The following is a 14,361-nucleotide window of genomic DNA, read 5'->3' on the forward strand; positions in this document are numbered from 1 at the left end:
TATACCTTATATCCTTATCCCCTATTCCTCCTTCCCGATTCTTTGGTCAATCACATTTACGCTATCTGGAATTGGAAAACTAAAAAGAGTGTCTGAAATAGGTCGGTTGATAATCTGATTGCTAAAGCTGAACTCAACTGCATTGTTATATTTATCCTCATATTCAAAATGAATTATCAGGGAATCAGTATCAGAAAACATAATCATAACTTTTTTAAAGTCGTTCATCTCTTCAGTAGGGGAAAATATAAAAAGGTATCCCCCTTTAACTTTATGAGTTTCTTTAAGATTACAATAATTGAGATACTCCTTTGCCAATAATTCTGGTGATAATAAAAGTTGCCAGTAATTTGCATCCTGTTTTATCAGCTGTTTCTGTTCCGGAAAGTAAAATATCAATTCTTTCTCAGTTCCAATCATTAATTGCTTATTTGGAATTGAATATTCCAGACGGATGTTATTTCCTTTTGTAAAAACCTTGCCCAAAGAGGACTTTTCCATTTCCAGTTCTGGCCATAAATTTCTTTGTTCAAAATCTGCCTGAAAGGTTCTTATTCTTTCATTTCTTTCTAAAAAGGAATCAAGAAGCGAATCAGCGGAGAGAATTAGATAATTTGCAAACAAAATTATTGAAATTAAAAGGAATGTTTTATTTTTCATATTTTACTTTTTACTTTTTAATTTTTTATCTTTAATCTTTTTAAAATCCTAATCTTTCCAAATCTTCTTTTTTGATTAGAACTTTTCTGGCTTTACTTCCTTCAATCTCTTCAACTATTCCAGCTCTTTCCATCATATCAATCAGCCGTCCAGCCCGAGCATAACCAATTCTAAATTTTCTTTGCATCATAGAGACAGACGCAAATTGCCTTTCAACAACGATACGAACTGCTTCGGGATAGAGTTCATCGTCGTACTCAAAGGCTTGTTCGGCTACATCTGATGGAAGTGAGATGTCCATTTCAGGTCTTGGATATTGTGATAAAAATTTTACCAATTTTTTTACTTCCTCGGTAGTTACAAGCGAGCCATGAATACGAATTGGCGGTTTCTTGCCAAGTGGAGAAAATAGCATATCTCCTTCACCCAGTAATCTCTCGGCGCCATTTACATCCAAAACCGTTCTGGAATCTGTCTTGGAGTAAACCTGAAAGGAAATTCGGGAAGGGAAGTTGGCTTTAATCATACCATTAACTATATCAACGGAAGGACGTTGTGTGGCAAATACAAGATAGATACCAACAGCACGAGCCATTCCAGAAAGCCGTTGTAAAGGCTTCTCTATTTCATGTGCCATACTTTGCATAAGGTCTGCTAACTCATCAACCATAATAATAAGATATGGAAGGGGTTCAATCTTTTCATTTTCATTACTTTCAAGCCTATGGAAGAGTTCATTATATCCATCTATATCGCGAACATTGTGTAGAGCAAAGGTATCATAGCGTCGTTCCATTTCACCAACAGCCCAATTAAGAATGTATAATACATCTTTAGCGTTTGTTATGACCTCTTTAATAAGATGCGGAATTTTTTCATAAACTGAGAGTTCAATCTTCTTAGGGTCAAAGAAGATAAATCTTACTTGTTGCGGTGTGGCACGATAGAGTATTGAGTTTATAATAACATTCAGACAGACACTTTTGCCTGAACCGGTTAAGCCTGCAATAAGTAGATGTCGTAAGTCCTTTAAATCAGTAATAAATGGTTTTCCAGTTATAGTTTTACCAAGAGCAATTAAGGTTGGTGAAGGATTGTTTCTCATCTCTTCAGAATTTAAAACATCTTTGAGGCGAATAATATTAGGATGCTTATTGGGAATTTCAAAGCCGAGAGTATCTTTTCCAGGAATTGGTGCAACAATGCGAATTTTAGAAGCTTTCATAGCTAATGCCAGGTCATCTGCAAGAGCTGTGAATTTGCTTATCTTCATTCCTGGAGCAGGATGTACTTCATATTGGGTTATTACAGGACCAACATTTACATTTGTTACTTCGCCTTCAATTCCGAATTCACCAAGTTTAGAACGCAAAAGTTTGCTACTATTTTGAATTTCCCTTTCTTTTTCGTCTAAAGAGTGTTTACTAAGTATACTGGATTCTCCTAAAATTTTGTTATAATCTGGCAAAATGTATTCTCCTTGGGATAAATCAGTTTTTAGATGTTTCTCAGTATGTTTAGGGAAAGTTGGTGTTGTAATTTTCTTTTCCTGTTCAGAGGATATACCTGCTCCCTCTGTTGGTTTAAGATATGAGATGGATGGTTTTTTAGCTCTTTTATAGGCTTCTTTCTTTTTTTTCAAGAATGGGAAGCAGAATAAGAGAAACTTTTTCAACCATAATGCGACTCTTTCAGGTTCAAATATAAAAATCAAAGTTCCTAAAAGAGCCAATCCCAATAAGATGGAAGTTCCCAGACTTTTGAAAATTGGATATAATATCTTTTCTACCAAGAAAGCAAAAATAATACCTGTTCTCCAACCTGTTTTCAACACAAAAGAGCCCCCAACTGCAAGATAGAATAAAGGTATCCAAACTAAGAATAGCAAAATCAAAATCAGCTTGCGTGATAGATTTTCAAATTTATATCCAAATATTAGAAAAAAACCACTGATGAAAAGAAACACAGAAAGGGCAAAACTAAAAGGTTTACTGAACAGAAATATGAAAGCATAAGATAATATCGCACCGAATGGACCAATCATATTTCTTGAATAAGGGAATTTCAATGTGATTACTTTTACAAAGTTGAGGTGAGCATTTTTTATTGAAATTATATCGTCAATTGTAAATGAAAATAGAGAGAAGAAGAGCAATAATCCAAGGGCGATAAAAATCAGTCCTAAGATTAGTTTTGGTTTCGGGTCTTTTTTATTCATAATTTATTTGAAACTAGAAACTTGAAACTTGATATTTCTCCAGTTTTGAGTTTCCCATCTTTGCTATGCTTCCACCCTCCGTCCCGAAAAAAGTCGGGACTGCGGAGGACGGGTCGGTGGACAGGCAAGTTTCATTTTAACTATGCCTTATATAAATAATATCACCATCTTTTACTAAAGATTCTTTGGCTTCCAAAAAGAATTTACCAGCGGTTTTCAATTCTTTTTCAGAACCATACAATTTGAAATCTTCAAAAGAATAGCGTTCTGCACGAATAAATCCTTTTGCAAAATCAGTATGCACAGTTCCGGCTGCATCAAGTGCAGTACTTCCATTTCTTAAAGACCAAGCTCTAACTTCATTCTTACCTATTGTGAAAAAACTAATTAAACCTAAAGTTTTATAGGATATTCTTGTCAACTTTTTTATAGCAGATTCTTTGATATTGAACTCTTGCATAAACTGTTTGGCATCCTCTTCATCTAATTGGTTCAGTTCCATTTCAAATTTGCCAGCAATTTCAACGACTTCTTTTTTTTCATTACGCCGAATAACAGATATTAAATCGTTATTTTTACCAAGATTTTCGTCATCCACATTTAGTATAATAAAAATTGGTTTCAGTGTGAGAAACTGATAACCCTGAAGCAATTTCAGTTCATTGAGACTGAGCCCAAGTGTTTGAAGCATCTGTCCATTGCTAAGGCAGTTGTAACATTTTTCAATCAACCTCTTTTCTGTTTCTAATTTAGAGGCTTTTGTTCCTTGCTTCATTTGCTTTTTAAATGAGCTTTTCTTGTTCTCGCAAATTGTTAGGTCAGAAAATATAAATTCAGTTTTAATAGTTTCAATTTCTCTTAATGGCTCGGGAAGAATACCTGTAAGATTAAATTTTCGCACAACTATTGCCAGAGCATCTACAGTTCGCAAAGTTCCCAGAAGTTGGCTGGAGAAGATTTCCTTTTTTACTTCATCCTTTTTGATTCCTACAAAATCAAGGTATTCAATAGTTGCATATACAGTTTTTGGGCGATTAAAAGTCCTATTTAGATAATCCAGCCGTTCGTCTGCAACAATAACAGTTGCAATATTGGGTTTTATATTTCCAGTATAATAATCAGACACTTCTGCGTTACTTTTTGTAACAGCATTGAATACAGTTGTTTTGCCACTCTTTGGCATTCCGACTAATCCGATTTTTATCATAATAATTCTCTTTTTTAGAAATTTAATGTATTTGTCAATTTATATTTTGAGCAGATGATATATAGATAAAATTGTGATTTTTTTTTCTTGACATAAAATTAAATATAATAGAAAAATATTTTTATGTAAATAATAATTTTAAGGAATTAAATTATATTTTGTGATATTAATGAATATGCGAACAAATTGCATAAAAGGGAGTTATGAGGAGAAATAAATTAACAGAATGGACAAGACCGCAGAAATTGTCTTGAAGTCAAATAGGAAGATAAGAAATAAAACCTCATCTATCCTTTTCTTAATTGCTTTTTATCCCTTCTACTCTAAGAATAAAAAGCTAATTGTAGGTATCATTATATCTATCCTTGTTGCTATACTATTTAGATTTTGGATATACATAGGAGCCATAATCGCTCTTTTCTTGACAGGATTATTAGTACGGATAAACGAAAGTCGCAAAGGTGTACGGCTATGGAAACGCTGTGAATATGACTATGATCTTTTATTATCGGAAGGCTACAATGAAAAGGATGCTCTATTTATAATTTCCAAATCATTCAATTCAAAATTGAGTGATAGTTTCCACCAAAAAGTTATAGATAAATTTCCAACACTAGATGAAGTCGTCGTTTTCTATACAGGTGCCCTTCCTGAAAACACAACAGATGAAGAATGGGCGAATAAATGTTTAGAAAAAACCGCCATGGAAAAACAGCCTACAGGGACATATAAAGCAAGAACCAAATGGTAAAAAAATTACCTCATAACCAATCACTGCACCCGACCAAAAAGCTGGCGCTTTTTGGCGGGTGAGTTCTAACGTTAGTTGGTATTACAACTGATATGTATAAAAAATTAAATATGGAATCAAATTCATTTTACAATCCTTTTGATACTTTACGCTTTACTTATGAACATTGCTTTTTATGTGGCAAGGACTTAAAAGAAGAGTATAATTCTATCGAGCATGTATTCCCTAAATGGCTTTTAAATAAATTTGAATTGTGGGATAAAAAATTGACCTTGTTAAATGGATCAAAAATTTCTTACAGACAATTAACAATTCCTTGTTGTAAATCATGTAATTCAAATCATCTCTCTGCATTAGAAAAAACAATTAGAGAAAATGTAGAAAAAGGATATTCAGCATTTTATAATCTTGATAAAACTAAAATATTTCAATGGACAGGTAAAATATTTTTTGGAATTTTATTTAAAGAGTTATCATTATTAATTGACCAGAAACATAAAGACTATAGTACTATTATGTCTCCGAAATTATTAGAAAAATATAAAAATTTACACGGATTTTTACAATCAATTCGAGTCCCATTTGTTTTTAGTGGTTTTAATCCTTAGTCAATTTTTATTGTAAAAATACACACATATAATGAAATTGAAAAAAATTTTGATTATCATGATAATATACCTGCTCTATCATTTTCAATACGTATGCAGGATATTGGGATTATAGCATGCTATGAAGATAATAGAGTACAGGAAGATATGTTTAAAGATTATTTCAGTAAATTTTATAATATTCAGTTACATCCTATTCAATTTGATGAATTATGTGCTAAAGTAACATATAAAAATTTACTATTAAATAGAATTCCAAAATATATAACAATACTGCCTGAAACAAAAAATGATGTGGTTAATGTTTTATCTCCTTCAGTTCAAGGTTATTCCAAATCTCCGATATACGATAAATGGGATCAATATACTTATGCCAAGATATTATTTAGCTATTGGGATAAATATGGTTTAACATTTGAAGATGTTTACAAAGAACCCGAAATGGTTTTATCATTTATTTCTAATGAAAATAATTCTTTAAAAAAATTAGATGCTGAAATGAATTTAATAAACAGCGATTAAGAACAGATAACAAAATAAAAGACAATCCCCTCCGCCATTTGGCGGACGGGATTTTAATCTATGGTACCAGAGGCCGGACTCGAACCGGCACGTCCCAAAGGGACATCGGATTTTAAGTCCGATGCGTCTACCTATTCCGCCACTCCGGCATAAAATATTAGAGTCTTCGGTATTTTTTGTAGAAACAAAATTTATAATATGAAATATAGGGTATATGGAAATATGGATATAGGGACTTATGTGCTGTATGGGGGGTTGTACTTATTTTTCTAATTCTTATTACCCTATACACCTATTTCCCTATTTCCTTTATTATTGAAGGATTCCATTATTTTTACTGAAGAACCAAATATTATAATGGAGGCGGCACCCGGATTTGAACCGAGGAATAGGGATTTTGCAGACCCCTGCCTTACCACTTGGCTATACCGCCAGTAAATTAATTACAAAGAATGGAGCGGGAAACGGGACTCGGACCCGCGACAACTACCTTGGCAAGGTAGGGCTCTACCACTGAGCTATTCCCGCACCGACTTATCAGAGTTAAATTTCTTTTGTATCGCCTTTATGTCAAGAATTTTCTCAACATCCTGCGAAAATATCTGAGCGGAAAACTTCTCTATAGTTGTGTCTTTTTCTTTCCACACATCAGGATATAATCCCGCCTTCAAACAGGTATGTTTCAGAAAGGTTTCAACATCCCATCCTTCCTCTTCTGCAACCTGAGGCAACAGCAATCCCTGATAAAATCCTTTTTTTATAAGCAATCCATCTCTGCCAATTTCTATTTCAGAAATATCTTTTACTTTTTTCAGAGGTGTTAATACAGAAATTTCTATATTTAAATATTTAAATTCCTCTTTTTCTAAAGATGGAAACCTGGGGTCTTCAAATGCAGAAGCAATTGCCATTCTCTGAATAGTTTCTAAAAGTGGAGCAATTCCAACAATATAACCGATACAGCCCCGTAATTGACTGTGCTTGTGTAGAGTAACAAAAGCGCCTCTTTTTTCATGAAATATTCTGTCTTCAAAATTATATTTTGGCAATTTCTTGCCAGACAATTTTGCATGAACGGTCTCTTTTACAACAGCGAGTAAAATCTGCTGCTGCCTATCATCTAATCCTAAATCTATACTTGATTTTCTTGTCATTTTATTCCTTTATTTGATGCATCATGCTAAAGGCAGATCCCGATTATATCGGGAGAAAAACGCCCCAGTGAAATAATCCCGATATATCGGGACACAGAGCAGACTGATAAAGCTAAATTCCACAGATTTATTTAAACTAAAAGAACTCTATATTAATTCTATTTCATTGTTATAATTTTTTCTTTGTGTTCTTAGTGCTCCTTGTGTTTAATGTTTTTAATAAAAAATTGCTGAGAGATATCCAACAACCTGAGAGTAATCTCCAAATATCATTCCAGAATGACTGTAGTTTAGAATATCAGCATTATCAATCCCAAACTTCTTTGCCAACAGAATTCCCGTCTCTACACACCCAAATCCACATGCTTCTGCTTTTCCAGAACGGATATATTTATCTAACAGCTCTGCATCCATCTTCTTTACAGCATCAATCACTTTATCATCTAACACTTTGGCAGTCTCTGCACTATGATAATGTGACAAATCTGTGCTGATTACAAATAGAATTTTCTTGTTTAAACCTTTGAAGGTTTGATAGAGAATCTCTGTCAAGTTCTCACTGATTTTTAGTGATTGGTATCCAATAAGTATTGGTACTAATTTGAATTCAACCAGAGCAGTTTGCAAAAACGGTAACTGAACTTCTAAAGAATGCTCACTTCTATGTGCCATTTCTGAATAGCCAATAACATCACTTTTCAACAATTCTTCTACGATTTCCTTATCAACTGGAATATTCCCTAAAGGTGTTTGATAAAAATCACAATCACAAACAGACACAGAAAATTCTATAGGATTGTGAGAAGGTGCTATTACGATTACAGTGTCAAAATTCTTTCCTTTCAAACATTTGTAGCCATAAGCAGCAGTTTGGCCAGAAAAAACATAACCAGCATGAGGTGAAATTATCGCAAAAACATTTTCGTATTTCTTCTCTAATTTGACATTGTTAAAATAACTATCTATTTCCGTTTTTAGCTTATGCGGATTTGCTGTATAGAATTGACCTGCAACTACTGGCTTTCTAATTTTATTAATCATTTTGCCTCCTTATTACTAAATAATATCATGAGATCTGCAAAATAGATAAATTTATTTTTTTATGAGATATTATAAGAAACTTTTGATTAACCTCAACCTCTATCCCCGCGGACGCGGGGACCTTCTCCTACAAGGAGAAGGAGAACTTATGCCTCCTCTCCTTTTAGGAGAGGATTGAGGTAAGGTTAAAAAAACCTCATTTTGCATATCTCATCTAAATAATATCAAGTGATGATAATTACATCACAAAACTTTTAATACTTCAAGATAGGTTCTTTATTAAAATAACATGCCATAATCTTTCCTGCCAAAGAAGCTGCAGCATTGGCTCCGGAACCACCATTTTCAATAAAAACTACAACTGTTATTTCAGGATTTGGCAATGGTGCAATAGCAGCAAACCAGGCATGAGTATCACCTTTATAATTTTCTGCTGAACCTGTTTTACCGCCAACTCTAATCCCTTTGACGCGAGCCTTGCCACCGGTTCTTCCTTTGGCATTAACAGCCTCATCCAATGCCAACATGAGAAATTCTAATACCTCTTGACTTATCGATAGATTAACTTCATTGTATTCAACCTTTTCTTTTTTGCCTTCAGAAAGATAATAGTCAAGAAAATGAGGCTGAAGCAAAATTCCACCATGGGCAATAGCTGAATAAAACCGAGCAATAGAAAGGGGAGTTACTAAAACTTCTCCCTGCCCTATTGCTAAATTAAGAAGATTGCCTCGCGTCCAGCCAAATTCGCTGTAATTTTCATCATACCAGTATGAAGTGGGGAAAAATCCTTTCCGCTCACTTGCGATGTCAATTCCAGTCTTACAAGTTAGTTCGCAATCATCAACAAACTTTTTGAAATCATCAAGGTCTATCATTTCAGCTAATTTATAGAAGTAAGTGTCACACGATTCTCTGATTGCGTCAAGCATATTTACTGGTCCATGCCCCTTTTTCTTCCAGCATCCAAAAAACCTGCCTCCGTATTCTAAACCACCCTTGCAATCTACAAGAATTTCATACGGATTCACAAGTTTTTTTTCAAGTATATAAGCAGCAACTACTAACTTAAAAATTGAGCCTGGCGGATATGTAGCATTACAGAGTTTATTAATAAGAGGTTTATTCTTATCATTTACTATACTATTCCAATATTCATAATTCATACCGGAAACGAACATATTTTGATTATAATAAGGCGTGCTTGCTGAAGCAATGATACCACCAGTCTTGCAGTCCATAACAACCGCTGCACTGGATAAATCTTCTGGAAGCAAACCTGTCAACTCTTTTTGCAAATCAATATCAACAGTAAGAACCAAATCTTTGCCAGCTGTGGGCGCTTTGGAAAGGTCTCCCTTTATTAATTCTAATGAATTTCCCGTTGCATCAACTTGAATAATATCATATCCTTTTTTACCCTTTAATTTCTTTTCATAAAACTTTTCCAAACCCACTTTGCCGACATAATCAGTCTTATCATATTCATCTTCTTTCATAAGGTTATATTCTTCTTTAGATATTTTACCAACATATCCTAAAAAATGATTATGATAAAGATAATTTCTTCTGCTTTCTGATTTCACTATAATTGAAGGGAAAAAATCAATATTTTCTTCAAACTTGATAGCAGTTGCCAAGCTAATATTTTCATCAATCAGTATCGGAGCAAATTTCCTGAAACGATTTTGATAAATTATACTAAGCACCCTGTCTTTAGTTATAGATAAATTCTTGGCTAAAAAATCAGCTAACCTGTCCTTATCCTTTATTTTTTCAATATTTATGTAAACTGATAATGAAGGTATATTTTCTAAGCAGGGCTGGAGATTTCTATCATAAATAATTCCTCGTTTAGAACACTTCTTTATAATTCTAAAATAATTCTTTTCAGCAATTTCTTTATAATTTTTCCCCTCTATTACCTGAATCTTAAATAAAGAATAAAGAAGAATTACAAAAATGCCAATAACCAAACAAAAAATATAATCCGCTTTTTTAAATGTTTTAAATATCATTCTAAGCTTTTCATAGAAATCTTTAAATTATCAATAAAAAATAAAACTATTATGATAATGCAAGAATAAACTGTGTTGTATAATATAAGACCGAAAATTCTTAGAAAGGGCAAGACTTGATTTGCATTGAAAATTAAAAAAATCAAATCTTTCATAAAGAAATAAAACAAGTTAACAATAAATAGGATTAATAATAAAAGAATTTTTTGTTCTCCCCGATTTAATTGGGGATTAATCTTTGATTTCATTTCACCTAATAAAAAAGCGATGAGAACAAACAATAAAGTTGATATACCAAAAGTAGTAGGGCTATTAATATCTAATAGAGCGCCCAGAAGAAAACCAAGAATTAGACCTGTTATATTACTTCTTATCAAACTATAATATATCACAACAGGGAGCAAGAGATTTGGCACAGTACTAAATAATCCTAAGTTAGCAGAATAAAAATATTGGAAATAAACCATAATGACAGAAATAATTATAAGCCTAATCATTTGTTTTCTCCCAAGTCCCGTTAGAGATATCTCTAACGGGATGAACCAGGCAGATAGGGGTAAGTTCACCCTGCTGCCCTTGTGGATTATCCATCATAATTTTTTCTAATAATTTTGAATCTATTCCGGAAGATTTTCCAATCACCCAGGACCCTCCAATATTATTGATATCCATTATTGCGGTTTCATTTCCTGTAATTGATTTTATCTTATTACAGATTTCATTTGCATACAATGGACCTTTAATTACAGTCTTATCATAAGGAGGAACGGGTGATGTATGTGCAGCATCAATCATAGCTGCTTGCTTACCTGCAACTTTGTAGAAAATTCCTCTTTTGCCAATGAATTTACACAAAAACCCAATAATCGCGGCAATAATTATTCTTAAATGCCCACACTCATCTATTGCACATTGCATACTTGTTTTTGCCCGAAGCCCAATACCGTAGCTTGTCTTTTTCACTCCACGCCAAAGTAATCTCGCCAGTAAGCCAACTTTTATTTTGTCTTCCCTGATTGCTCTGCCTTGAGTAATAGCAACGGGACTTTCACTAAGAACAATTATATCGTTCTTTTTTCTAATTCCATTAGTATATTGTAAAACAATTTCAATAATATCATCATTAGAAGTGAGTATCTTCGTTTTTATTGGCTGTCGGGCAAAAATTATACTATCTATAATTTTTTTTGAGATATTATTTCTCATAGCCTAAGATAATTGCAACTTCTTCAACCTTTGCAAGATCTACAAATGGTTTTATTTCAGCTTTTTTAAAAAGTCCGCCACTTGTCTGCTCAATATTTATAATCTTGCCAAAAGAAATCTCTGGAGGATAAATTGAACTCAATTCTGAGGTAACTATCTCATCATCTAATTGTACATCGCAACCGACTTTTATCTTCTGTAAATAGATCCTCCCATCAAAATTTGTTTCAACTATTCCATGAATTCTACTCCTGCTGTCCAGTGCACCCATACGGAAATATCTACTGCCGAATGTTTGAACTACTGAATAATCTGGATAAACAGCTATAATTTTCCCTACTAACCCATCAATAGAAATGACTGGTAAATTAATTTCACCATTTTTATTTTTCCCTGTATCAATTATCAGAGTTTCATAATTAAGAAAAGAGCCTGTTCCTAAAACTCTTGAAACTTCAACTTGAAACTTCTTTTTATCCTGTATATCTAAAAGATTAGATAGTCTCTCATCTCTTAAAATCTCTTCTTTGTAGTGTCTATTTTTAGATTGTAATAAAAACAGCTCAGCCTGTAAATCTTTATTCTTCTGGGAAAGTTTTGAAAGGCTTTTTAAATACGATATACTTGCAGTAAAAGGTAGGAAGAAATGTCTTCCGATAAACCGCGCTTTTGATATTCTATTCTCATTAGTGCCAGCTATAAAGATTATAGATATAATTAGAAATATTACAAAAATTACATTTTTTCTACTAAACATTTTTGTCTGCTCTTCTTAAATACTTTTGAATTTGGAGTTAGATTCTAATATTGAATTCTTACAAATTTAATTAAAAAATTAGATAGTTAAGATTTTTTGTCAAATATAATGTAAATGCTCTATTTCTATTTTGTAATTGGAAACCTGTCTTTTCAAGAGATTCTTTAACTCAAGTTTTGATGCATTTGTTTAGATATTAAATAGATTAAGCAATTACACTTTTATCTCACCAAAATCATTTTCCTTGTTACCGCATTGTTCCTATATAGAAGCTTATAAAAATACACCCCACTCGGCACTTTCTTCCCATCCTCATCCGTTCCATCCCACACTATATCTGTCTTAACCCAGAAGTTATCTCTTTTACCGTTGTATGTTTTGATAAGTTGTCCCCTTGCATTGTAGATTGATAATTTGTAATCCTTTATTCTTTCATAGTCTGCAGAAATAAATGTTATAGTGGTAGATGAACTAAACGGGTTAGGCTTATTCTGAAAAAGATATAATTTGTTTATAAATGATGTATCAGGTTCATCTATTCCTTGTCCTTGCCATTCATAAGCTCCCATATCTATTGTATCATTGAATATTCTCGGATTACCTGCTAAATCATAAGGTGGTAAGTTTAGACCAGTAGTATCAGGAGTGCCAGCATCTATGCAGGGAGAACCTTGAAGTAATTGATAGTTATTATTGAGTGTATCTACAAATATCGGATCTTCATCTATGTTGCCTTCTAACCATTTTATTGTGCCATTGTTGTTGGTATTTATTGCATATATACTATCTTCAATATTTGTGTATGAGATAGTAACTGTATTGGGGTCACCCTGATAGTAAAACCAGATTTCATCTTCCGCAGGATTCCGTAAAATACAATTGATGAGAGTTACATTTGTGCGCCATGTTTGATTTATTACCCCTTTTGAACAATTTGAATTGTCACATATTGTGCAATTTATTAAGATTGGTCCTTTATCATAAAATCCGTTATATACACCAATCCCACTGGTTTCAAAATCATTATTATTAACTATTTTTGTGTTAATCAATATAGGATTGGATTGTGCCACACAGCTGATTGCTCCGAATCCACTCTCTTCAGGATTAATGTTATTATCTTCTATTATACAATTAATAAACACAGGGTTACTGTTAGAATATATTGAAATTGGTTCGTCATCTAAAAGCATAGAAGGATCTCCTTTTATTTTTACATTGTCAAATATTGGATTGCAGTAATATTGACAAAAAATACTTGTTCCCATATCAGCAAGGTTATCCTTAATAGTAACATTTTTTATTATTGGATTGGAGTTATTGCTAATATACATTGCACCACCAATTCGCGAATTACCATTTTGTAAAGTTAGATTTTCTATTGAAAAATAACTATCACCAAAAATACATTTTATAAGTGATGATAAATCTTCAGCATCTAAAATGGTACTTTCTTCACCCTCTCCGATTAAAGATACATAACTGCGGCAATTCAAATTAAACTTTTCGCTGGTCAATGAAGGGGAATAATACCCATTTGCTAAATGAATTGTATTGGGATTAGTACTGTCCGAGGCAACTTTTAATAAGGCATAGGAGATGTTTTTCAGTGGTTCCGCAGAAGTTAATCCACTGTTTGTATTATCACCTTCTGGGCTGACATACAAGTCCTTATTAATTGGTTCAATTCTGGCATGAAGAATATCTATTGTATAAATATTACTTGGATAACCAGCAATAAAGTCAATTGTAGGCTCCATTACAGTAAATGTATCAACAATTATATCCAATGGTGGAGATTCCAAAGAATACAAATCACTCCCATTACCTGCATAATTTTCATAAATATTGCAACGGTTTGAACTGTTAAAATTGGCGGTTGAATTCTCTCTAAGTAAAATGCCCCCACCAGCACCAAAAGCATGATTATAACAAATTGTTACGCCAATTAGATTAATACTGGCATTATAACACTCCAATCCTGCTCCACTTGCTCCAGTATTATTTTTAATAACACATCTTTTAATATTTGGATCAGCATACTTACAGAATATCCCCCCACCCCTTTGAGCTTGAAGATAATATGTTCCTGTTCCATTCTGGATAGTGAAACCGCATAAAACTGCTGTTGTGTCCTCTCCGCTTTCAAAGGTTACAACACTTCCATTCTGGTTGCCATCAATTATAGTTGAATCAATATAGGAATTATTTTGAGTAAT

General features: G+C 33.0%; 13 protein-coding genes and 3 tRNA genes. 3 read left to right on the top strand and 13 right to left on the bottom strand.

The window, feature by feature from the left end; all coding sequences use genetic code 11:
• Positions 1–21: 21 nt before the first annotated feature.
• From U9R23_04700 to ychF, 3 genes are all read right to left on the bottom strand, one after another.
• On the bottom strand, positions 22–660 hold the full coding sequence (locus U9R23_04700) for an outer membrane lipoprotein carrier protein LolA (protein ID MEA3475723.1): 639 nt from the start codon (positions 658–660) through the stop codon (positions 22–24).
• A gap of 40 nt (positions 661–700) precedes the next feature.
• Entirely contained in the window at positions 701–2,878 is a 2,178-nt protein-coding gene (locus tag U9R23_04705) for a DNA translocase FtsK (protein MEA3475724.1), read from the bottom strand.
• Positions 2,879–3,014: 136 nt separating this feature from the next.
• Positions 3,015–4,085: a redox-regulated ATPase YchF gene (gene ychF, locus U9R23_04710; protein MEA3475725.1), complete on the bottom strand. Its 1,071-nt coding sequence runs from the start codon at positions 4,083–4,085 to the stop codon at positions 3,015–3,017.
• Between the two features lie 226 nt (positions 4,086–4,311).
• Between ychF and U9R23_04715 the strand changes: the two genes are divergently transcribed.
• The 3 genes from U9R23_04715 to U9R23_04725 all read left to right on the top strand — a co-directional run bounded on the left by U9R23_04715 (position 4,312) and on the right by U9R23_04725 (position 5,966).
• A complete protein-coding gene (locus U9R23_04715; GenBank protein MEA3475726.1) occupies positions 4,312–4,836 on the top strand; it encodes a hypothetical protein in 525 nt (174 codons plus the stop codon).
• 92 nt (positions 4,837–4,928) lie between these two features.
• Positions 4,929–5,444 carry a hypothetical protein gene (locus tag U9R23_04720; GenBank protein MEA3475727.1) on the top strand — a complete coding sequence of 172 codons (516 nt, stop codon included), beginning with the start codon at positions 4,929–4,931 and terminating at the stop codon, positions 5,442–5,444.
• 93 nt (positions 5,445–5,537) lie between these two features.
• Positions 5,538–5,966 carry a hypothetical protein gene (locus tag U9R23_04725; protein ID MEA3475728.1) on the top strand — a complete coding sequence of 143 codons (429 nt, stop codon included), beginning with the start codon at positions 5,538–5,540 and terminating at the stop codon, positions 5,964–5,966.
• 61 nt (positions 5,967–6,027) lie between these two features.
• Here U9R23_04725 and U9R23_04730 read toward each other — a convergent pair.
• The 10 genes from U9R23_04730 to U9R23_04775 all read right to left on the bottom strand — a co-directional run.
• Positions 6,028–6,115, bottom strand: a tRNA-Leu gene (locus tag U9R23_04730).
• A 209-nt stretch (positions 6,116–6,324) separates the two neighbouring features.
• Positions 6,325–6,399 (bottom strand) — tRNA-Cys (locus tag U9R23_04735).
• Between the two features lie 20 nt (positions 6,400–6,419).
• Positions 6,420–6,494: transfer RNA gene (locus U9R23_04740), tRNA-Gly, on the bottom strand.
• On the bottom strand, positions 6,485–7,120 hold the full coding sequence (gene amrA / locus U9R23_04745) for an AmmeMemoRadiSam system protein A (protein MEA3475729.1): 636 nt from the start codon (positions 7,118–7,120) through the stop codon (positions 6,485–6,487). Before amrA ends, U9R23_04740 begins: the two co-directional genes overlap by 10 nt.
• Positions 7,121–7,336: 216 nt before the next feature.
• Positions 7,337–8,161, bottom strand: a complete 825-nt coding sequence (gene amrB, locus U9R23_04750) for an AmmeMemoRadiSam system protein B (protein MEA3475730.1) — start codon at positions 8,159–8,161, stop codon at positions 7,337–7,339.
• A gap of 254 nt (positions 8,162–8,415) precedes the next feature.
• Positions 8,416–10,179: a penicillin-binding protein 2 gene (gene mrdA, locus U9R23_04755; protein ID MEA3475731.1), complete on the bottom strand. Its 1,764-nt coding sequence runs from the start codon at positions 10,177–10,179 to the stop codon at positions 8,416–8,418.
• On the bottom strand, positions 10,176–10,676 hold the full coding sequence (mreD, locus tag U9R23_04760; protein MEA3475732.1) for a rod shape-determining protein MreD: 501 nt from the start codon (positions 10,674–10,676) through the stop codon (positions 10,176–10,178). The genes mrdA and mreD overlap by 4 nt, the downstream gene beginning before the upstream one ends.
• Positions 10,669–11,385: a coenzyme F420-0:L-glutamate ligase gene (locus U9R23_04765; protein ID MEA3475733.1), complete on the bottom strand. Its 717-nt coding sequence runs from the start codon at positions 11,383–11,385 to the stop codon at positions 10,669–10,671. The genes mreD and U9R23_04765 overlap by 8 nt, the downstream gene beginning before the upstream one ends.
• On the bottom strand, positions 11,375–12,142 hold the full coding sequence (mreC, locus tag U9R23_04770; GenBank protein ID MEA3475734.1) for a rod shape-determining protein MreC: 768 nt from the start codon (positions 12,140–12,142) through the stop codon (positions 11,375–11,377). Before mreC ends, U9R23_04765 begins: the two co-directional genes overlap by 11 nt.
• 221 nt (positions 12,143–12,363) lie before the next feature.
• Positions 12,364–14,361, bottom strand: a 1,998-nt coding sequence (locus U9R23_04775; GenBank protein ID MEA3475735.1) for a choice-of-anchor Q domain-containing protein, incomplete at its 5' end; no start/stop codon positions are given.

The organism is Candidatus Cloacimonadota bacterium (assembly GCA_034722995.1).
Classification (GTDB): domain Bacteria; phylum Cloacimonadota; class Cloacimonadia; order JGIOTU-2; family JGIOTU-2; genus JAGMCF01.